This is a genomic window from Actinophytocola sediminis (genome assembly GCF_054779715.1).
The window spans coordinates 55469-76739 of the sequence record NZ_BAAGXS010000023.1 but is presented as its reverse complement, the minus strand read 5'-3'; the positions used below and the strand labels follow the sequence as shown (position 1 = coordinate 76739).

12 protein-coding genes are annotated in these 21271 nt (G+C 70.6%); 3 read left to right on the top strand and 9 right to left on the bottom strand.

From position 1 onward, the window contains the following. Nucleotides 1-4: 4 nt before the first annotated feature. From ACYVIP_RS15360 to ACYVIP_RS15340, 5 genes are read right to left on the bottom strand one after another with little or no spacing between them, the layout of a single operon-like run. Complete coding sequence (locus ACYVIP_RS15360; protein WP_460396601.1) at nt 5-1063, bottom strand: FAD-dependent oxidoreductase; 1059 nt, start codon at nt 1061-1063, stop codon at nt 5-7. Nucleotides 1064-1112: 49 nt separating this feature from the next. Further along, a complete protein-coding gene (locus ACYVIP_RS15355; protein WP_460396599.1) occupies nt 1113-1409 on the bottom strand; it encodes a hypothetical protein in 297 nt (98 codons plus the stop codon). Nucleotides 1410-1458: 49 nt separating this feature from the next. Then, complete coding sequence (locus ACYVIP_RS15350) at nt 1459-7383, bottom strand: leucine-rich repeat domain-containing protein (protein WP_460396597.1); 5925 nt, start codon at nt 7381-7383, stop codon at nt 1459-1461. 45 nt (nt 7384-7428) lie between these two features. Beyond that, on the bottom strand, nt 7429-8727 hold the full coding sequence (locus ACYVIP_RS15345; protein WP_460396595.1) for a protein kinase domain-containing protein: 1299 nt from the start codon (nt 8725-8727) through the stop codon (nt 7429-7431). A 48-nt stretch (nt 8728-8775) separates the two neighbouring features. After that, complete coding sequence (locus tag ACYVIP_RS15340) at nt 8776-8961, bottom strand: hypothetical protein (protein WP_460396593.1); 186 nt, start codon at nt 8959-8961, stop codon at nt 8776-8778. Nucleotides 8962-9062: 101 nt separating this feature from the next. On the opposite strand from ACYVIP_RS15340, the gene ACYVIP_RS15335 reads away from it, so the two are divergent. The 3 genes from ACYVIP_RS15335 to ilvA are packed head-to-tail and all read left to right on the top strand — an operon-like array spanning nt 9063 to nt 11371. Further along, nucleotides 9063-9923: a Scr1 family TA system antitoxin-like transcriptional regulator gene (locus ACYVIP_RS15335; RefSeq protein WP_460396591.1), complete on the top strand. Its 861-nt coding sequence runs from the start codon at nt 9063-9065 to the stop codon at nt 9921-9923. Beyond that, entirely contained in the window at nt 9902-10129 is a 228-nt protein-coding gene (locus ACYVIP_RS15330; RefSeq protein ID WP_460396589.1) for a DUF397 domain-containing protein, read from the top strand. The genes ACYVIP_RS15335 and ACYVIP_RS15330 overlap by 22 nt, the downstream gene beginning before the upstream one ends. 9 nt (nt 10130-10138) lie before the next feature. Further along, the gene (gene ilvA, locus ACYVIP_RS15325) at nt 10139-11371 is read left to right on the top strand and encodes a threonine ammonia-lyase IlvA (protein WP_460396587.1); all 1233 of its coding nucleotides are present in this window, start codon (nt 10139-10141) and stop codon (nt 11369-11371) included. A 39-nt stretch (nt 11372-11410) separates the two neighbouring features. Here ilvA and ACYVIP_RS15320 read toward each other — a convergent pair whose 3' ends face one another. The 4 genes from ACYVIP_RS15320 to ACYVIP_RS15305 all read right to left on the bottom strand — a co-directional run bounded on the left by ACYVIP_RS15320 (nt 11411) and on the right by ACYVIP_RS15305 (nt 21240). Beyond that, nucleotides 11411-12859 carry an alpha/beta hydrolase gene (locus ACYVIP_RS15320; protein ID WP_460396585.1) on the bottom strand — a complete coding sequence of 483 codons (1449 nt, stop codon included), beginning with the start codon at nt 12857-12859 and terminating at the stop codon, nt 11411-11413. A 213-nt stretch (nt 12860-13072) separates the two neighbouring features. Continuing rightward, on the bottom strand, nt 13073-15199 hold the full coding sequence (locus ACYVIP_RS15315) for a choice-of-anchor J domain-containing protein (RefSeq protein ID WP_460396582.1): 2127 nt from the start codon (nt 15197-15199) through the stop codon (nt 13073-13075). 180 nt (nt 15200-15379) lie between these two features. After that, nucleotides 15380-18262 (bottom strand): beta-galactosidase, encoded by a 2883-nt coding sequence (locus tag ACYVIP_RS15310; protein ID WP_460396580.1) that lies wholly within the window; start codon nt 18260-18262, stop codon nt 15380-15382. Next, nucleotides 18259-21240, bottom strand: coding sequence for a glycoside hydrolase family 3 C-terminal domain-containing protein (locus tag ACYVIP_RS15305; protein WP_460396578.1), 2982 nt, complete (start codon nt 21238-21240; stop codon nt 18259-18261). The genes ACYVIP_RS15310 and ACYVIP_RS15305 overlap by 4 nt, the downstream gene beginning before the upstream one ends. Between the last annotated feature and the right edge of the window lie 31 nt (nt 21241-21271).

Below are 21271 nucleotides of genomic sequence, written 5' to 3'. Positions count from 1 at the left end.
CTCCTCAGGCGGCCGGCTCTCGGACAACACCCAGTAGTTCGCGCAGTTCCCGCACCGCGGCCCGGCCCGCCCGGTTCGCGCCGACGGTGCTCGCCGACGGCCCGTAGCCGACCAGGTGCAGCCGCGGCTCGGCCACGACCCTGGTGCCGTCCATGATGATCCCGCCGCCCGGGGTCCGCAGGTCAAGTGGCGCCAGGTGGTCCAGCGCGGCCCGCCAACCGGTGCACCACAGGATCACGTCCGTGGCCAGCGCGGCGCCGTCGGCGAAGACCACGCCCGTCCGGGTGATCCGCTCGAACATCGGTCGCCGGTCGAGCACCCCCGCCTGCCTGGCCCGGACCATCTCCGGGGTCAGCGGCAGCTCGGTCTGGGACACCACCGACTCGGGTGGCAGCCCGGCCCGCACCCGCTCGTCGACCCTGGCGACCACCCGCCGGCCGTCGTCCACGGTGAACGGGGCTTCGCGGAAGCGCGGCGGCCGGCGGGTCACCCAGGTCGTGTCCGCCGCGACCTCGGCGATCTCCATCAGCAGCTGCACCGCCGAGCTGCCGCCGCCGACCACGACGACCCGCTTGCCGGCGAACTCGGCCGGTCCCCGGTAGTCCACGGTGTGCAGCTGCCGGCCGAGGAACTCGCCCCGGCCGGGGTAGTGCGGCCAGAACGGCTTGGTCCAGGTCCCGGTCGCGTTGATCACCGCGCGTGCGGCGATGGTCTCGCCGTCGCTCTCGACCAGTAACCGGTCGTCCGGCCCTGGCCGAACGGCGGTCACCCGAACGGGTCGGCGGACGGTCAGCTCGTACTCCCGCTCGAAGGCGGCGAAGTAGGCCGGCAGCGCCTCGGCCGCCGGCTCGTCGGGCGCTGGCGGGTCGAACCGCTTCCCCGGCAGGTCGAAGATCCCGTGCACGGTCGCCATGCGCAGGGTCGGCCAGCGGTGGCGCCAGGCCCCGCCGGGCGCGGCGCCCGCGTCGAGCACCACGTGGTCCATGCCGCTCCTGCGCAGGAAGTAGGCGCTGGACAGGCCGGCCTGACCGGCACCGATCACCACCACGTCGGTCTGCCACATACCACCGTCAACGCCGGCGGGACCCCGGCGCATCCCGTGCGGGGCCAGATCACAGTCCGGCCCGCACGACGTGCGCGCGGACCTGCTCGCCGCGCACCCAGCCCTGGCTCCTGGCGTAGTCGATCATGCCGGCGAAGCCGGTCCGCCAGGTCTCGGTGTGCTCGCCGGCCGCACGCAGCGCGGCGATGCTCAGCCAGACGTGGTCACCCTCCAGGGTGCCGAGCCCGGCCTCGGCGATGGCCGCCGCGCCGGTCACGTCGTCCACCCCGGCGAACTCGACGTGCAGCCGGCGCAGGTTCTGGACGTCCTCGACCCTCGGCGCGCCGAGGCCAACGTGCACGTGCATGCCTCGATGATCCCGCGTCGACCGGCCGTCGCCCACCGGTGGCGTGCGGTCAGCCGGTCACCGGTTGGCGGTAGCCGGCCACGTGGTCGGCGCACAGGTACAGCGTCAGCCCCTCCGGGGTCATCGTCCTGGACAGCCCGCCCCAGACCCGGTCGGGGTCGAGCTTGGTGAGCATCGACTCCAGCGCCCGGTAGTCCGCGTCGTTGGTGGCGCGCACGCTGGGTGCCGGGTCGGCGTCGTTCTGCTTGGCGATGTCCGGCTTGTGCTCGATCTCGGCCGGCAGTTGGCCCACCAGCTCCTTCATCAGGTCGATGTCGGCCTTGACCTGCTCGTCGAGCTTGTCGACCGCGACGCCGAGCACCGGGCCGACCAACGGCGCCGCGTGCCTGAGCGCCTTGAGCAGGTGCTGCAGGTGTGGCCCGAGCTTGCGCAGCCACTCGGCGGGCTGCGCGATCGGGTAGCACCCGGCCTGCTCGGGCAGGCGATGCCAGGCACCCGGCTCCTCGCAGTACAGCCGCAGCTCGAAGGTGCTGCCGGCCAGCTTCTTCTTCGTCGGCACGATCGCGAACACGCTGGGGCAGCGGGCCTCCTGCTGGACCTGGAGCTGGCGCTGCAGCTTGAGGAACGTGCGTTGGATGTAGTCGCCGTGCTCCTCGAGTCGCTCGTAGACCTGGCTGAGCATGGTCGTCATCTGCTCCATGCTCATCCGCGAGGTGTCCCGTTCGGACGGTGCGAGGCCGAGCAGCAGCTCCGGCACGGAGATGTCGCGGCGCGACTTGCGGCACTCGATGGTGTCCTTGGGCGGCGTGTCGGCCAGCCGGGCACGGAGATCCTCGTAGTCGAACAGCTCGTGGCACGGCGTCGGCGCCGCCGCGCAGCGGCACGGCACCTGCCGGGTGATCTGTAGGCCGGGGAACCGTTCCAGGGTCAGGTTGAGCCCGTCGTCGAGGATGGAGAAGAACGTGGCGGGTGTCGGGCCGCGCACCGCGAGCTCGACGGTGTTGCGATGCCGGTTCGCCCGCACCAGTGCCAGATGCTGGCCGTCGCCGTGGCCGAGCAGCGCGCCGGTTCGCCAGTGCAGTTTCTTGCTGAACCGGTGGGAGCGGGCGATGAACCAGGTGGGGATGCCGGGGGGCATCGTGTTGAGCCGGTACAGGACGCGGATTTCCCTGGTGTTGGCGCGTTGCCCGATGTCGTCCCACTCGGCGTCGAAGTCGGGTGGGTTCCACTGCAGCCGTTCCACCACCAGGCTGATGTCGTCGGCCTGGCCGCCCTGGATGCGGTAGGACAGGTCGTACTTGTCCATCATGCCGAGGAAGTGGTCGCGTAGCCCCGGATCGAGGTCGGCCCACAGCTCGTTGAGGTGCCGGCGGGTGAGCAGCCCGTAGGCCGCGTCGACCTGGCCACTGTCGAGCACCATGCTGATGTAGTCGTTGACCCAGCCCGGTTGCAGCACCACGGTCTGGGACAGCTCGGGATCGTCGCTGTAGTACAGGATGTCGCCCAGCTCGTGCAGCGCGACCGCGATGTACTGCTGCTGGGTCGGATCGTCCACCCCCGCCCCGGTCATCAGCGTCCACAACCTGGCCGGGGTGACGTGCTTGTCCTCGGCGTCGCGCACCGCGTTGGCCGCCGCCAGCCAGGAGGTCGGCCATTCCGAGCCCATCAGCGGCAGCTGCGCGGCCTTGGTGGCCAGTCGCGCGCGCAGGTCGTCCACGCCCTGTCGGGTGGCGTTGTCGATGGTGAGGCTGTCGACGATGTTCGGATACTCCTGGCGCAGCTCGTAGAGCGGCAGGTCGACCGGCCGGTCGTCGAGGTGGGTGGCGACCAGCACGACCGGTGATTCAGGGGCGCGGGCGGTGATGATGTCCAGCCAGTACCGCAGCTTCCCCTGCTCCCAGCCAAGCCGGGAATTCCACAGCAGCAGGAACAGCGACCGGTTGGTGAGGAAGAACTGGTGGGTGGCATGGTAGATCTGCTGTCCACCGAAGTCCCACGCGCTCAGTCTCATGTGGACATCTGGCTCGGTCGGGTGCGGCACGGCCAGATCCGCGACCACCAGCCCGTGGGTCGACGGCTCGTGGGGATCATGGTCGTCACCGGCCAGCGCCCGCACCAACGAGGTCTTGCCGACGCCACCTTCGCCGACAACCAGCAGTTTGGACAGCCACTGCTGGGAACTGCCCGACTTGCGGGCCTGGAGGAACGCCAGCAATGACTCCGACCCGGCCGCCGCGATCTCCGGCGGCGGGCTGACGAGCGGGTTCGCACTGACCGAGACCTCGGTCAGGTTCGGCATCTCGGTCAACCAGTCCGGCAGGGTCGGCAGCTGGTTGTTGTTGACCTGGAGTTCGCGCAACCCATGGATGTCGGCAACGCTGTCCGGCAACGCGGTGAGCTGGTTGTACTCCACCCGCAGCTCGGTGAGCCCGCGCAGCGCGCCGATGTTCGCCGGCAGCGCGGTGAGTTCGTTGCCCTCCAACCGAAGCGTGGTCACGGCCAGCTCGGTGAGCTGCTCGGGCAGACTTCGGAGCCGGTTGTCGTTGATCTCCAGGGACACCAGTCCGGACAGCTCGCCGATCCAGTCCGGCAGCTCGGTCAGCGCGTTGTCGTGGAGGTACAGGTACTTCAGCCCGGTCAGGGCACGCAGTTGGGGCGGCACCTCGGTGAACCGGCACCCACCAAGACCCAGGAAGGTGAGCCGGGTCAGGTCGTCGAACGCGTCGGGCACTGTCGTGAGTGGATTCCCGCCGAGCCACAGCGAGGACAGCTTGGTCAGCTCGCAGATCCAGGGCGGCAGCGTGCTCAGCTCGTTGTCGGTGAGGTTCAGCGTCGTGAGGCCGGTCAGGTCGCGCAGCCAGTCGGGCAGCTCGCCGATCCCGCAGGCACCCAGGTTCAGCGTGCCGAGCCCGCTCATCCTGGCGATCACCGCGGGCACCTCGTCGAACTGGTTGCGGCCGACGACGAGGCTGCGCAACCCGGTCAGCGTGGCCAGCCACGACGGCAGTTCGGTGAGCTGGCAGTCCCTGGCGTTGATCGTCTCCAGCCCACCAAGCTCGGCCAGGCGATCCGGCAGCGTGGCGATCGGGTTCCCGTTGACCCACAACAAGGTCAGCGCCGGCAGCGCCGACACCCAGTCGGGCAGCGCGGTCAGCTCGTTGTTGTCCAGGTACAGCGAGGTGATGCCGACGGCCCGGCGTAACCACGGCGGCACCTCGGTGAGCCCACAGCTACCCAGGCTCACGGTGTCCAACTCGGACAGATCGCCGAGCCAGTCGGGCAGCTCGGTGAGCTGGCTGTTGTCCAGCCACAGCGAGGACAGTCCGGCGAGCCGGGACAGGCGCGCCGGCAGCTCGGGGAACGGGTTGTCCTGGAGGCTCAGGTTGGTCAGGCGGGACAGGTCGCCGAGCCACTCGGGCAGCTCGGTGATCCGGTTGTTGTCCAGGTTCAGCCGGGCGAGGCCGGGGAAGCCGGCCAGCCACGGCGGCACCGCGTCGAGCTGGCAGTTGCCGAACTTGACGTCGACGAGGTTGGTGAGCGCGCCGAGCTCGGCCGGCAGTCCGGCGATGTCGTTGTAGCTCAGGCTCAGCGTGGTGAGGTCGGTGAGCTCGCCGAGCCAGGCCGGCACGCTGGTGAGCCGGTTCGACTCCAGGTCCAGGTCCTGCAGTCTGGCCAGCCGCGCCAGCTCGGGTGGCAGCTGTGCGAACCGGTTGCTGCTCAGCTCGAGCACGGTCAGCCAGTCGAGGTCGCCGAACCAGGCGGGCAGGTCGGTGAGCTGGTTGCCGTCGAGTTGCAGTTCGGTGAGCCCGGTCAGCCGGGCCATCCAGTCCGGGATGTCGGTGAGCCGGCAGTCACGCAGGCCGAGCCTGGTCAGGCCGGTGAGGTCGCCGAGCTGGTCGGGCAGGCTGGTGAAGCCGTTGTTGCTCAGCGCCAGCCGGGTGAGCGCGGTCAGCTCGCCGATCCACGGCGGCAGCTCGGTGAGCCGGTTGCGGTTGAACCACAGCTCGGTGAGGTTGGTCAGCCCCCGCAGCCAACCCGGCACCTCGGTCAGCTCGCAGCCGCCGAGGTCGAGGTAGGTGAGCCCGGTGAGCTCGCCCAGCCACTCCGGCAGTGCGGCCAACCGGTTCTGGTCGAGGTCGAGCCTGGTCAGCCCGGCGATGCCGGCGAGCCAGTCCGGCAGTTCGGTGAACCGGTTGTTCTCCAGCCGCAGGTCGGTGATCGAGCCGAGTGGGGGCACGGTCGTGAGCCGGTTGTCGTTGACGTTCAACGCGGTCAGCGTGAGTGCGCCGAGCCAGTCGGGGATCTCGGTGAGGCGGTTGTGGTTGAGCCACAGCTCGTCGAGCGCGGTGAGCCCGGCCACCCAGGCGGGCACCGTCTCCAGTCGGGAGAAGCCGATGTCCAGCACCGTGAGCCGGGTCAGGCTGCCCAGCACGTCCGGCAGTTCGGTGAAGTTGTTGCCACTGACCCACAGTTCACTGAGGTGGGTGAGGCCGGCGAACCAGTCGGGCAGGTCGGTGAGCCGGTTGTTGTTGAGCCACAGCTCTTCCAGTCCGGTCAGGGTGGCCAGCCAGTCCGGGACGGTGGTCAGCTGGCAGCCGCGCAGGGTCAGCTCGCCGAGCCCGGTGAGGTTGCCCAGCGTGGCCGGCAGCGCGCTGAACCGGTTGTCGTGCAGGCGAAGGGCGGTCAGCGTGGCGCGCTCGCCGAGCCGCTCGGGGATCGCGGTGAGCTGGTTGGCGCTGAGGTCCAGGCGGGCGAGAGCGGGCAGGTCGCAGATCCAGTCGGGGACGTCGGTGAGCCGGTTGCCGTCGACCCGGAACTGCGCCAGCTCGCCGAGCCGGCCCAGTTCGGGCGGCAGTGCGCTGAGCCGGTTGTCGTCGAGGTGCAGCAGGGTGAGCTTGCCGAGGTCACCGAGCCAGGCCGGCAGTGCGGTGAGCTGGTTGCCGTGCAGCCAGAGTTCGGTCAGCTCGGTGAGGTTGGCCAGCCAGTCCGGCAGCGTGCCGAGGCGGCACCTGCCGATGTCGAGGATCTCCAGCCGGGTGAGGCCGCCGAGCCAGTCCGGTAACCCGGTCAGCCAGTTGTTGTCGAGGTCCAGCCTGGTCAGGTTGGTCATGCCGGCCAGCCAGGGCGGCAGCTCGCTGAGCCGGTTGTGGCTCACGTCCAGGTAGGTGAGCGCGGGCAGCTCGCTGATCCAGGCGGGGAGCGCGGTGAACCGGTTGGTGGTGAGGCGCAGTTCGCTGAGCGCGGTGAGCCGGGCCAGCTCGGCCGGCAGGTGGGTGAGCCGGTTGGTGTTGAGGTGCAGCCGGGTGAGCCCGGTGAGGTCGCCGAGCCAGGCCGGCACCTGTTCGATGCGGTTGCCGTGCAGCCAGAGTTCGGTGAGGTTGGTGAGGTTGGCCAGCCAGTCGGGGACGGTGTCCAGCCGGCACCAGCCGACGCCGAGCACCTCGAGCCGGGTGAGCTCGCCCAGCCAGTCCGGCAGGCCGGTGAGCTTGTTGTTGTCCACCTCCAGCCGGGTCAGCGCCGGCAGCTCGCCCAGCCAGGCCGGTAACTCGGTGAGCTGGTTGCCCCACGCGCGGAGTTCGGCCAGCGAGGTCAGGCCGGCCAGCACGGGTGGCAGCCGCCGCAGGCGGTTGTCGTCGAGGTCCAGCCTGCGCAGGGTGGTCAGCGAGCCGAGCCAGTCCGGGAGGTCGGTGAGCCGGTTGTCGTTGAGCCGCAGCTCGGTGAGGTTGGTGAGGTTGGCCAGCCAGTCGGGGACGGTGTCCAGCCGGCAGTCGCCGAGGCTGAGACTGGTCAGCTCGGTCAGCTCGCCGAGCCAGGCGGGCAGGTCGGTGAGCCGGTTGTCCTCGAGGCGGAGCTCGGTCAGGCCACGCAGGCCGGCGACCGCGGCCGGCAGCTTGGTGAGTCCGAGATCGCTGAGGTCGAGCGTGGACTCCGCTCGCTCGATCCGCCGGCGCGCCTCGTCGGCACCGAAACCCATCTGCGCCCCCACTGGTTCGCGTTCGCGCTCAGCGTAGCGAGGGGATCACCGTTCCTGGCACTGGATCCGGGGCAGCTCACCGGCTCCGTTGGGCGCCTCGACGCGCATGCCGACGTCGACCGCGGCCTTGGCCTTGATCAGCACGTTGTAGTCGGCGTTGGTGACGGTCACCGCCTCGGCCTTCTGGGAGACCACGCCGCCCCACAGGTCGGCGACCTGCTCGCCGGCCGGCATGGTCCAGCTCAGCTGCCAGCCGGTGATGTCCTGGTCGCCGGTGTTGCGCACGGACACCGACGCGGTGTAGCCGTTCTCCCACGAGTTGCCGATGGTGACCCGGGTTTCGCAGTTGGCCGCCGGGGGAGCGGTGGTCGTCGGCGTCGGGAAGCCGGTCGAGCCGGCCGAGTCGGTGTTGGTGATCAGCACGCCGAGCACGACGCCCCCCGCGAGCAGCGCGGCGCCGGCGACACTGGCCACGATCATCCGCCGGGAGAACCGGCGTACCGGCACCATGAGCGTCGGCGTCCTGGACGATGGCGGGGCCACCGAGCGGCCCTGCGCCGCGGCGGCGAGTGCCTCCCTGGCGGCGTGCATCGTCGGGCGCGCGGCCGGGTCGCGGTGCAGCAGCCACAGCAACGCGCCGGTCAGGTCGCCCGCGCGCTGCGGCGGTTTCATCGTGCCGCCGGCGACCCGGTGCAGCATGGCGATGGCGTTGGTCTCGATGCCGAACGGCGGTTGGCCCTCGATGACCGCGTACAGCGTCGCGCCGAGGGAGTAGACGTCCGAGCGGGAGTCGGCGTCGGCGCCCCTGGCGACCTCCGGCGCGAGATAGGCGGGGGTGCCGGCGAGGATGCCGGTCGCGGTGACCGAGGTGTCGCCCTTGGCTCTGGAGACGCCGAAGTCGGTGATCTTCGCGGTGCCGTCCTCGGCGATCAGCACGTTGTCCGGCTTGATGTCGCGGTGCACGATGCCGGCCTCGTGGGCCGCGGCCAGCGCGGAGGCGAGCTGCGCGCCGATCGCGGCGACATCGCGCGGGCGTAACCCGTCGCGGGTGGCCAGGCTCTCCGACGGCAGGTACTCCATCACCAGGCAGGGCCAGCCCTGGTGCTCGGTCACGTCGTAGACGGCGATGGCGTTGGGATGGCGCAGCCGGCCGGCGATCCGGCCCTCCCGCATCGCGCGCGCGATCGCCTCGTCGGCCCACGCCGACCCGTCGACCAGCAGCTGCTTCACCGCGACCTGGCGATCGAGGTGCTCGTCACGCGCCAGCCACACGATCCCCATGGCACCACGGCCGAGCAGCGACAAGAGCCGATAGCGGCCGCCGATCACCTCACCCGGTTCCACCCGCGCAACGCTAGCAACCTCACGGTCGTGAACGTCATACCCACGGCGTCATTCGGCCAGTTCGCGGATGGCGGTATAGCGAGCCTCGACCTCGTCGAGGGCCTCGGCGCCGAGGCGGAGGAACTCGGCGAGCGCGTCTGGCTGGAAGTTCAGCTGGAGCGGGCCGATCGAGACCGTGATGTCGCCGCCGCAGTTGACCCGGTAGGTGATCTGGACGGTGGGAGTCTGTGTCATCGCACGGTCACCTCCTCGATTACCCTGACTGGATTGTATCTTGGTTACGGTAACCGCTCAAGGTACTGTTCCACGCACGTCCGAGAACGAAGGGAACCCCGGTGCCGCCCTCGTCACCCACCGTCGCGAGCTGGGAACTCGTTCTTCGCCTGCGTGCGCGTCGCGAGCAGATCGGGATCGAGGTCAAGGAGATCACCCAGGCGCTGGGCTTCTCCCGCAACTACTGGTCGGCGGTCGAGAACGACCGCAAGATCCTCTCCGAGGAGAGCCTGGCCAAGCTCGCCGAGCTGTTCGAGTTCGACGAGGACGAGCAGCGCGACCTCCGCGAGCTGCGGCTGGTCGCCAAACAGCGGGGCTGGTGGACGCGGTACGCCAGCCTGATCGACGCCGACCTGCAACGGCTGTACGGCCTGGAGCACGGCGCGGAGGCCGTCCGCACCTACGAGAGCATCGTCATCCCGGGTCTACTGCAGATTCCCGACTACACCAGGGCGCTGATGACCACCGGCGTCATGGTGCGGAAGGTCGAGATCGACCAGCGCGTCGAGCTTCGGGCACGCCGCCAGGAGCGACTCGATGGCGCCGACCCCCTGCAGCTGACCGCGATCCTCAGTGAGGCCGCGCTGCGCCAGCAGATCGGCGGTCCCGTGGTCCTTCGTGAACAGCTCGACCAGCTCGCGAACCGGATCGAGTCGCATCCCTCCTCCATCGAGGTGCGGGTGATTCCGTTCACCGCCACCAGATCTGACCTGTTCGGTGCGTCCACACTGCATCTGATCAGCTTCGCGAAGGCGGGACTGCCGACGATCGCCTGGCACGAATCGGTCTCGGCCTGGGGCGTCCTGGACACCCAGCACGTGGTTCGGGACCTGTCGATGGCGTTCGTGGACACCCTGGGGCGTACGCTGAGCCGCGAGGACAGTCTGACCTTGATCCGTCGGTGTGCCGAGGAGCTGGCTTGATCGAGAGATTTACCCCGGTGTTCACAGTGGACCGGGGTAGTTGGTTCAAGAGCACCCACAGCTCAAGTGCCGCTGGCTGTGTCGAGGTCAAGTTCGACACTGACCTGGTGTTCGTTCGGGACAGTAAGGACCGTCGAGCGCGACAGCCGGTCGTCGGTGTCCCCATCGGAGGCTGGGTGTCCTTTCTGGACACCGTGAGGCGCTAGCGTGTTGTCATGGTGACTGCGGCAGAGGTAAGCGCGGCGGCCGAGCGGTTCGCCGGGGTGATCCCGCCGAGCCCGTTGCTGCGCAACGAGCGCCTCTCGGCCAGGTACGACCTCGACGTCTGGCTCAAACGCGAGGACCTCAACGCCGTCCGCTCCTACAAGGGCCGGGGCGCGTTCAGCTTCGTCAGCGGGCTCACCGCAGAGCAGCGCACCCGAGGGGTCGTGTGCGCGAGCGCGGGCAACCACGGCCAGGGCGTTGCATTCGCCTGTGCCGCGCTGGGCGTGCGGGCGCGGGTCTACCTGCCGCGCACGACCCCGCGCCAGAAGCGCGACCGGGTCGCCTTCCTCGGCGGCCGGCACGTGGAGATCATCGTCGAGGGCGACACCTACGACGACGCCGCGGCCGCGGCCCGCGGCTACGCCGAGGCGATGGGCCGGACGCTGATCCCGGCCTTCGACGACCCGCGCACGATCGCCGGCCAGGGCACGGTGGCCAAGGAGATCATGGCCCAGCTCGGCCGGGCGCCGGACGTGCTGGTCGTGCCGGTCGGTGGCGGCGGGCTGCTCGCCGGCACGTTGGCCTGGCTCGGCGACTCGCCGGTCCAGGTCATCGGCGCCGAACCGCTCGGCGCGGCGAGCATGGCCGCGGCGCTGGCGGCGGGCGAGCCGGTGCCGCTGGACCACCTCGACCCGTTCGTGGACGGGGCGGCCGTGCGGCTGGTCGGCCGGCACACCCACGCGCTGGCCGCCCGATACCGCCCCCGGCTCACGGCCGTGCCGGAAGGCCGGATCTGTGTCGAGATGCTCGACCTGTACCAGTCGGACGGCATCATCAGCGAGCCCGCCGGCGCACTGGCTCCGGCCGCGCTCGGCGACCTCGAACTGCCGGCGGGCGCGACCGTCGTCTGTGTACTGTCCGGCGGGAACAACGACGTCAGCCGCTACGCCGAGATCGTCGAGCGGGCGCTGGTGTTCGAGGGGCGCAAGCACTACTTCCTGGTCGAGTTCCCGCAGGAGCCGGGTGCGCTGCGCCGCTTCCTCGACGACGTCCTCGGGCCGGACGACGACATCACGCTGTTCGAGTACGTCAAGCGCAACAACCGGGAGACCGGCCCGGCGCTGGTCGGCGTCGAGCTCGGCTCACCCGACGGGCTGGAGCCGATCCTCAAACGGATGGCCAGCGCCCCCCACCGGATCGAACGCGTCCCGCCCGACAGCCCACTGTTCACGTTCCTGGTCTAGCGATGAAGGACGCCTTCCGCGCACTGGGTCGGCTCCCGGTCAGGGGGTCTCGGCCGCGCACCGCAGGTCGCGGTCGGTCCGGTCGCCGGTGACCAGGAACGTCGTCACCTCGTTGTCGGCGCAGGTGTTCTCGCCGAACAGGTAGACACCGTGGCCGCCCTGGCCGACCGTCACCAACCGGGCCCGGTCACCCAGGGCCGCGCGCATCATCCTGGCGCCGACCAGCGGGGTCCCCGGATCGCGGTCGAAGTGCGTCATCAGCACGTTCGACGGTCCCCGGTCGCCGATGCGCACCGGTGGCTCGACGGGATCGACCGGCCAGAACGCGCACGGCCGGATGTTGGCCGCCATCGCCCCGAGCATCGGGTAGCGGATCCGGTCGACCGCGACGTCGCGCTGGTAGCCGCGAACCGACTCGGGGAAGTCCGAGTCGTTGCAGCTCACGTGGTTGAACCCGGCCAGCAGGTTGTCCTCGGGAATGGCGAGCGGCTCCGCCGGCAGTGGCTGGCCGGTGTGCCACGCCCGCCAGTACTCGGCCAGCAACGGCATCCGCGCGTCGCGGTAGAGCATGCCCAATGTGATCGCCCGGAACAGCGAACCGTCGATCCCCTCGCTCGGTGCCCGGTCCAGCTTCGCGGCGAGGTCGAAGAACGTCGCCGTCACCTGTTCGGGCGTGGTGCCCAGCCCGTACTCGGGGTGGGCGGCGGCGAACCGGGCGAAGTCCGGGAACCGGTCGTGGAAACCCCTGGCGTACAGCCGCGCGGCCGTGGCGTCGAGGCCGCCGGGAGGAAGGTTGCTGTCGAGCACGATCCGCTCGCCGCGCTGGGGGAACAGCGTCGCGTACACCGCGCCAAGGTAGGTGCCGTAGGAGTAGCCGAGGTAGGACACCGCCGGCTCGCCGAGCGCCGCGCGGATCCGGTCCAGATCGCGGGCGGTGTTGGCGGTGGTGATGTGGGGCAGCAGCGGCGCGGTCGCCGACGTGCCACACTGCTCCGCCACGGCCTTGGCCGCCTCGGCCGTCTCGACGACATCGGCGGCGGTGTGCGCGTAGGGCGGCAGGGTGCCGCGCGCGGCCTGCGCCGGCGTGAGATCGCACGTCACCGGGGTGCTGTGGCCGACGCCGCGTGGGTCGAACCCGATCACGTCGTAGGCGTCCAGCACGTCCTGGGGCAGACCCTCGGCCGCGAGCGCCGCCGGGAAGCTCAGTCCCGTCCCGCCGGGGCCGCCCGGGTTGAGCAGCAGCACACCCTGGCGCTTGGCCGGGTTCGCACTCGCCAGCCGGGAGATCGCGACCTCGATCGTCGGCCCGTCCTGGTTCCGGTAGTCCAGGGGAACCTGGAGCGTCGCACACTCCAGACCGGCGCCGGTGACATCCGGTGGGCACGGTCCCCAGCGCGGCGTGCTCGACGGCTCGCCGGCCGCCACCCCCGAACCCGCGACCGTCGCCGCCGTCGCGACGGCCAGGCCGACTGCCAGAAGTCCACGCACCAGCTACCTCCCAGACCCGCGTCTGGCGCCGAAACCACAGGCGCCCCAACGACTTCGAGCCTAGGAGTTGGTGTCGTCCGCGAACATCAACCGCGAGAATGAGCCCCGGTCAACCGCTGGGCGTATGACGCAACGGCCGGCACGGGGCCGGGTCTGTCCCGTGCCCGCGTCCGGTGCGGCGAAGGGCCTTCGCCGCACCGGACACGGGGTTGGTCAGGCGCCGCCTGGCTGGGTTACGCCGTTCACCGTGAGGGTGTACGGCGCGTACTGCTGCACCAGCTCCGTCGGCTCGTCGTACGACACCGTCGCGACGACGTTCGGGAACACCGAGAACGGCAACAGCTGCAGCTTGCCAAGACGCACCGACGACCTGCCGTCGAACTCGGCCTGCATGGCGATCTGGTTCCGCTCGTCGTAACCGATGAGCTTGAGGTTCCAGTTCGCCACCTCGACCGGGTTGATCTCCGTCGGCGAGTCGAACGGGTCAAGGCTCGACCCGTCGCTGAGCGTCGTGCCGCCGACGGTGACGTCGTCGATCTTGACGCCGCCCTCGTTGACCCCGCCGTCGCTCACGTACTGCAGACCGAGCAGCACGGTCTGACCGGCGAACGCCGACAGGTCGAACGAGTGCGGCTCGAACCCGTCGGTGGTGCCGTTCAGGCTCGGCCCAAGTGGACCGGGCACCGTCCTGTCGCCGGCGATCGGGGCATAGGTCTCCCCGCCGTCGGTCGACACGACCACGTAGCCGTAGTCGTAGCCGGCCTCGGCGCCGTACTTGGCGTCGAAGGTCAGCGTCGCGTTGTCCGCCGGCACCGCCACCTCGGCCACCGCGGTGGCGTTGATGTTGTTGCCGTTGCCGGAGAACAGCACCGGGTCACCGGCACTGTCCGGATCGTCGGCCACCGTCGTCCACTCCAACGGGATCGCGGGAAGTTCCGCCGCCCCCTCGAAGTTCAGCGACCGCAGCTGGGATCCGCGCAACGCCTTGCCGTTGCCGGCCTTGATCGGCACGTAGTCCGCACCGTTGGGCGCCGCACCCGGATCGTCGTTGATCTGCGGGTTGGCCAGGTTGACCGTGGAGCGCAGGCTCGGCGAGGTCACCCGGTCCTTCCGCACGCCGAGCATGACGCCCCGGCGCTCACCGACGATCTTGTCCAGCAACACCATCGACTGGTGGTCGTGCAGGACCTGGTACATGTCCGTGACACCCTCGGCCTCCAGCGCGGCGTCGAGGCTGGCCAGCCCCTGGTGCTCACCGTCGCTGTGCAGCCTGGACATGAAGTCCGCGCCGTACCGGTCATACACGAACTGCATGAACGAGTAGGCGTGCCCGTAGTCGGCGAGGACCGCGTTCGGATCGCCCTCGCCCCACAGGGTCAGCGAGTTCTCCGGCCCGCCACAGTCCCGTGGGTTGGTGTTGTACGGCGTCTGCACCGTGCCGAAGCCCTGGAAGCAGTACAGGTGACTGTCCGCACCGGGGTCGAACACGGTCGCTTGCGTGTCGACGTAGCCGACCAGGGTCTGGGCGAAGTCGGAGAGACCCTCGTTGATCCAGTTTCCCTCGAACGGGTCGGTGTAGTACATCAGCAGGTGCTGCCACTCGTGCGCGAACGTGCCCTCGTACAGGCGCGGCCGGGCCGGGCGGCTGGTGCACAGATCGTCGGTCGGCTCGTCCGCCGGGCTGACGCCCGTCCGGTGTGCCCAGTCGAACGCGTCGATGGTCATCACGTTGCGGTCGAGCAGTTCGTTGATCTGCGAGGAGAAGAAGCCGGCGATGTAGGTCGGCGCGGCCGGGAAGTCGTAGAAGTTGTCATCCCGGACGTTGTCGATCAGGGCGACGGTCTTCTCGCCGCCCCCGGTGAAGTCGCCCGCCAGCGTGGCGTTGGACCCGTCGCGGTCCGGCGGCGTGGAGAACGCCGCCGTCTCCTTCGGGTACATGTTCGTGTCGAACTGGCTGACCAGGTCGTTGACCTGGGCATCGGTGACCTCGGTCGAGTTGGCGATCTGCGCGCGGCAGTCGCCCGCCGGGAACGCGATGTCGTTCGCGACCCAGACCTCGATGTAGTCGCCCGCGCCGCGCAGGGTGTAGTCCTTGCGGTAGAGCGAGCCCTCGGCGTCGTCCATCCCGAGCCAGCCCCGGACGGTGCCAACCGGCGGAGTCTCCGCCGCTGCCCGGTTCCTGGCCGCCGTCGGCTGGTAGCTCGACGGCGTCTGGACGGGCTTGCCGTCCAGCGTGAACTGCTTGCGGGTCAGCTCCCTGGTGTCGTTGACCGGCGCCGTGACCGGCTCCGCGGCGACCGACGCCGCGGGCAGTACCTGCACCAGGGGAACGAGCAGCACCGCTGCCGCGGCCGAGGCTAATCGGCTACGTCGCATTGATTCCCTTTCGCTTCCATGCGCCGCATCGCAGGGGGATCCGTATGCGGTCGCGGTTCGTACATGTTCCGTACGTCTGTGGTTCGATCGGGGACCTTAAGACGTTTCACCTGATCAACAGCTGTCACCCGCCAGTGTCCTTGATCACTCCGGAGGGACGATCGGGTGCATCCGTTCGGCCGAATGGCCCCTACCTTCGTCGCCAGCCGGTCGGTGGACGCCGATCCGGTGGTTGGCCTGGCTGATCAGGACCGGCGGCGCCCAGGTCGACTCGCCCTGGGCGATCACCGCGATGGCGAGCGTGTTCGCGCCCCGTTCCCGCAGCGGCCCGGCGGGGAGCACGAAATCGTGCTGGGGGCCGAGGTCGGCGGTGTAGCGGCCGAGGTGCCAGCCGTTGAGGTAGAGCTGGGCGCGGTAGGGGCCGGTGCCGGTGAACCGCAGCGCCACCGGCACGTCCTGGTCCGCCGGCAGGTCCAGGCGGAACTCGGTGCGGTACCAGGAGACGCCGGGGCCGGGTGGTCGCGGCGGCCCCCAGGCGCAGTCGTCGGTGCCCGGCAGGTGCCAGCCGTGGCGTTCGCCGTACAGGCCGCCGGTGTTGAGCGGGCCGCGCACCGGGTCGGTCCGGTGCCGGTCGGCGCCCTGGAGCCGCCAGGTGATCTCGGTGTCCGAGCCGGCCAGCGCCGCGCCGACCAGCCCGCGCGGCTGCTTGAAGCGGTTGTCGTCGGCGGTCCAGTCGTCGTTGTGGCCCAGGTTCTCCACCAGCACCGACAGCACCGCGGGCTGTCCTGGCGGCAGGGCCGGTAGCGGGAACGAGCCCGGGCCGGGGTCGAGGTTCACCGGTTCGTCGGCGTCGGCCTGGGTGCCGCCGGCCGCCCGGCCGAGGTAGCGGCCGTTCAGCCACACCTGGTAGACGCCGTTCTTGCCGGTGATCGCGTTCAGGTTCACCTCGGTCTCGGTGCCGGTGGCGGTGAAGTGGCCGCGGTACCAGACGTGGCCGTGGTCGAAGCCGTAGTCGCCGGCGAACAGCACCGGGTGGGTCTTCGGCGGGAACGGGCTGGTCGACGTGGTGTGGTCGGCCACCTGCCAGCGGGCGTCGTCGAAGTCCTGGCGGGTCTCCGGTGACCCGGCGCGGTGGCGCCAGCCGGTGAGCGCCGGCAGGTCGACCTGGTCGGGGCCGGGGAGCCGGCCGGCCAGCGAGCCGCTCGGGGTCGGGCGGACCCGCACCGGCTCGCCGCCGACCACGAGCCGGTTGGCCGGGGCGAACACCTCCACCTCGCCGGGTGCGGCGGTGTCGGCGCGCAGGTGCAGGGTGTCGCGGGTGACGTGGGCGGACCGGGCCAGCGCGGTGCCGCGTACCAGCACCGGACCCGTCTTGGTGTCCAGGCGCCAGAACTCCGCGGCCGTCTCGTCGGTGCCCAGCAGCAGCAACAGTGGCGGGCGGCCGCCGCCACTGATCAGCACCCTGGACAGGCCGCGGTGGGTGTAGTCCAGCCGCAGGTCCCCGGCCTGCCAGGACGTCCACACGTCACCGGCCAGCACGCGCACCGACGGGCGGGACGCGTAGCGCAGCACGGTCGAGGCCGGCTCGCCCGCGCGGCCGTAGAGCAGCGCCACGTCCCGGCCGTCGATCCGGTCGTGGGTCATGATCTCCGAGCTGGACCACGCCAGGCGTTGGCCGCCGAGGTCGTAGCCGGCGACCATGATCTTCGCGTCCCGGCCGGAGACCCGCACCGGCACCTGGTACCGACCGTCCGGTGTGGACCAGTCCAGTGTGGACTCCTCAGTGGTCGCCGACGCGGGGTCGGTGTGCCGGACGAGCACGAACTGGGTGCCGGTGTCCGGGTTGGCCCTGGCCAGGGTGCCGACGGCGGGGTTGGCCGACGCGGGGGCGGTCGCGGTGTCGGTCCTGGTCAGCGGCTCGACCGCGCGCACGAAGTAGCCCTGGCGCTTGAACTCCGCGTACTTGGCGGTCAGCTGGCGGGACTCGGTGATCGCCGCGCCGTAGTCGTAGGAGGTGTACACGTCGTTGGGTTGCCCGAGCCAGCCCCAGTTCGTGCCGCCGAAGGCCATGTAGTAGCCGAACATGGTGGCCCCACTGGTGATCAGGTTCGACTTGTAGAAGTACTTCATGTACTCCGGCCCGGTCAGCTCCCGGCACTTGTCGTAGCCGGCCCGGTTGAGGTCGATCGCGCCCGCCTGGTACTCCGCCGCGTACACCGGGGCGTCGTCGGTGAGCCGCTCGGTGACGCCCGCGCCCCACGGGCCCCACACCTCCGGGGTCTGGCACTCGAAGGACTGCGGGTAGTCGTCCACGCCGGGGATCTCGACCGCGCCGAGCCCGTCGGCCCACGTCGGGGTCCAGGACGCGTCACAGCACTGGTTGTGCGTGATCGGCACGTCGATGCCGGCCGCCCGCGCGGTGTCCTGCAGGTCCTGCATGTACGCGGCGTCGGTGTTGGCCGCGTACTCGTTCTCCACGTTGTAGGCGATCACCGAGCCGCCCCGGGTGACCTGGTGGCGCGCGATGATCGGGTTGATGTGCCCGAGCCACTCCCGGTAGGCCTCGGTGTAGCCGGGGTCGCTCGATCGGCCCCGGCCGGGAACCTGCTTGAGCCACGCGGGAAAACCGCCGCCGCTGACCTCGGCGTTGATGTAGGGGCCCGGCCGGACCACGGTGTACAGCCCGAGCTCCTCGGTGAGGTCGAGCAGCTTCTCGACGTCGCGCACCCCGGTGAAGTCGTAGCTGCCGGGGGCGGGGGAGTGGTAGGACCAGTTGAAGTACAGCGACACCCCGGTGAAGCCGGCGGCCCGGATCTTCTCCAGCACGTCGCGCCACAGCTGTTGGCTCGGCAGCCGGAAGTAGTGGAACTCGCCGCTCCACAGCAGCACCCGCTCGCCGTCGACCTGGAGCGAGTAGCGGTCGTAGGTCACCTCGTGTGCGGGTGCCGCGACCGCCGGCCGGGCGGGCGCGGTGAGCAGCGACCCCAGCAGCACGGCCAGTACGACCGCGACGACCGGGCGTCTCATCGGAGGCGGAACGTGTCGAGGCGCAGGTGGCCGGTGAACACCAGGTACACGTCGTGCCGGCCGTCGGCGCCGCGCAGGTCCGCGGTGGCCGTCGCGTAGGTGTACTTGTCCCCTGTGGACGGCACGGTCGCGGTGCCGGCCAGCGTTCCGGCCGGGCCGCCAAGCCGGATCTCGATGCCGGCGGTGTCCGCTGTGGACACTCGGGCGGTGAACGTGGTGGCGTGGTCGAGTTCGGTGTCAGCGAAACAGATCCACGTGCCGGCCGACGCGCCGACCGCCTCACCGCGTTCCCGTGACGTGTCCACGAGGTCGACGCCGGCGTAGTCGTCGAAGTCGATCGCGCGGGTGGTGCGGGACAGGTCGCGCGGCGGGATCGTCTCCCCGTGCACCCGAACCGACGCCCGCTGGCGGATGTCCGCCGAGGACGCGCCGACCAGCAGGTCGTGGGTCGCGTCCTCGACGACCCAGCGGCGCCTGGTCACGTCCCAGTGCCCGAGGTCGCGGGCCGGCACCGCGAACCGCACGGTCCGTCGCCCGCCCGGTTCCAGATGGACCCTGGCGAACGCGCGCAGGGTGCGTAGCGGGCGCGGGTCCCGGGAGGCGCGCTGGTGGCTGTAGAGCTGCACCACCTCGTCGCCGGCAACCTCGCCGGTGTTGGTCACCTCCACGCTCACCTGGACAGTCCCCTGTGGACGGACGGTGTCGTCGGCGCGCAGCCGGTCGTAGCGGAACCGGCTGTAGGACAGGCCGTGGCCGAACGGGTAGAGCGGGTCGCCGGTGAAGTACTGGTAGGTGCGGGCGGCCTTGATGATGTCGTAGTCGAGGATGCTCGGCAGCTCGGCATCGGTGCGGTACCAGGTCTGGGGGAGCCGCCCGGCCGGGTTGACGTCGCCGAACAGCACGTCGGCCACCGCGTTGCCGGTCTCCTGGCCGGCGTGGCTGGTCCACAGGATCGCCGGCACGGTGTCCTGTTCCCAGGTCAGCGTGGTCGGGTAGCTGTTCTCCACCACCACGACGGTGTTCGGGTTCGCCGCGTACACCGCCTTGATCAGCGCCGCCTGGCTTTCGGCGAGCGCCATCGTGGTCCGGTCGTGGTCCTCGCGGCCGTTGATGAACGGCATGCTGCCGACCACGACGACCGCCGCGTCCGCGCGGGCCGCGGCGGTGACCGCGAGGTCGATCCCCCGAGCTAGGACCTCGGTGGTGAACCGGGTCGCGCCGGCGGCGTCCGGCGAGCCGAGCACGAGCTGGTCCTGGGCGTCGACGGTCAGGTAGTTGTTCGGTCCCTCCCAGTCGTTGACGGTCTCGTAGCCGACGTACCTGACGACCACGGTGCCCGCGCCCGCGTCCTCGAGGGTGAACTGCTGGTGCACGAACCAGTCCCGTGGCTGCGGCGCGCGGTTCACGAACGTGCTGGTCGCGCCGAAGTCCGCGCGCTCGACGTACAGGCCGTTGGCGACACTGCGCAGGGCGAGCACCCCCTGGCCCCAGTCGAACACGTCGAAGTGCTCGGTGTCGCCGGCCACCGCGGCGGTCGCGGTCAGCGGCGCACCGTCCACACCGGACCCGGCGGTGACGTACCTGCCGGTGTCCACGGTTCGCAGCGCGATCCGGTCGACGGCCTCGCCGCCGGTCACCGTCCCCCCGGCGAGCCGGGCCGCGATGCCGGCGCGGGGCGTGACCTGGTAGGGCATCCGGCCGGAGTACCAGTCGGTGTAGAGCGTGTCGGCGAGCGGGCCGACCACGGCGACCTCGCGCAGGTCGGCCGACAGCGGCAGCACGCCGTTGTTCTTCAGCAGTACGACGGCCTTGCCGGCCGCCTCCCTGGCCAGCGCCCGGTGTTCCGGGCGGTCCACCGCGTCCATGGTGATGCCCGCGTACGGGCCGCCGTCCGGGTCGAACTCGCCGAGCCGGAACCGGATGCTGAGGATGCGCCGCACCGCGGTGTCCACATCGGACTCGGTGAGCAGGCCGGCGGCCAGCGCGGCGTTGATTGCGTCCACGGTCGGCACGGCGTTGGTGTTGTCGACGGTGAAACTGTCCACCCCGGCCCGCAGCGTCGCCGCGTTCGCCTCGGCGAGGGTCGGGTAGTAGGCCTGGGAGCCGACGAGGTTGTTCGGCCCGCCGGCGTCGGTGACGTTCAGCAGCGTCTGGTCGGTCCAGGAGCGGACAACCCCGTCGTGGTCGTCGTGCGCGGTCATCGGCCGGCCGTTGACCAGGTTGTAGGCGGCCATCACGCCGGTGGCCGCGTTGTTGGCGATGGCCGGGCGGAATGCTGGCTCGTCGTACTCGTGTTTCACCCGGGGGCGCAGGTTCGACGAGGTGCGGTCGCGGCGGATCTCGTTGTTGTTGGCCAGGTAGTGCTTGAGCGTCGGCGCGGTCTTCAGGTGGTGCGGGTGGTCGCCGCGCATGCCGAGGGCGTAGGCGGTGGACAGCACGCCGGTCAGGTACGGGTCCTCGGCGTAGCCCTCCTCGTTGCGGCCCCAGCGCGGGTCGCGCAACAGGTTCACCACCGGAGCCCAGGCGTTGAGCCCCCACACCACCGGGTTCGCCGAGTGGTAGCCGCGTAACTCGTCGCCGACCACCGAGCCGACCCGGCGGAGCAGGTCATGGTCCCAGGTGGCGCCGAGCCCGACCGCCTGCGGGAACACGGTCGCGGTCGCGGTGCGCACCGCGCCGGGCTCGGGGGTGGAGGTGATGTCGGTCGACCACGCGAGGCCGTGCAGTGCCTCGGTGCCGGTCTTGAACAGCGCGATACCGAGCCGGGGGACCGCCGGCTGGTACTGGTGCAGCCAGGAGATCTTCTCCGGCAGCGTCAGCCGGCCGAGCAGGTCGTCGATGCGACGGTTCAGCGGCAGGCGGGGGTCGCGGAACGGGTGGGCGTGCTTACCGGCCGCGGCCGCGGCGCCGGCCGGCGCGGCGAACGCGGCGGCCAGTACACCGGACACGGTGAGGAACATGCGTCTGCTGAGCGACATGAGCACTCCAGTGTGCTGTCAGATGTGGACA

Bases quoted from the DNA above. Each gene is read 5' to 3' on its own strand.
- ACYVIP_RS15340 (WP_460396593.1), bottom strand. From the start codon at position 8,961: ATGACACAGACTCCCACCGTCCAGATCACCTACCGGGTCAACTGCGGC.
- ACYVIP_RS15350 (WP_460396597.1), bottom strand. From the start codon at position 7,383: ATGGGTTTCGGTGCCGACGAGGCGCGCCGGCGGATCGAGCGAGCGGAG.
- ACYVIP_RS15355 (WP_460396599.1), bottom strand. From the start codon at position 1,409: ATGCACGTGCACGTTGGCCTCGGCGCGCCGAGGGTCGAGGACGTCCAG.
- ACYVIP_RS15310 (WP_460396580.1), bottom strand. From the start codon at position 18,262: ATGAGACGCCCGGTCGTCGCGGTCGTACTGGCCGTGCTGCTGGGGTCG.
- ACYVIP_RS15360 (WP_460396601.1), bottom strand. From the start codon at position 1,063: ATGTGGCAGACCGACGTGGTGGTGATCGGTGCCGGTCAGGCCGGCCTG.
- ACYVIP_RS15305 (WP_460396578.1), bottom strand. From the start codon at position 21,240: ATGTCGCTCAGCAGACGCATGTTCCTCACCGTGTCCGGTGTACTGGCC.
- ilvA (WP_460396587.1), top strand. From the start codon at position 10,139: ATGGTGACTGCGGCAGAGGTAAGCGCGGCGGCCGAGCGGTTCGCCGGG.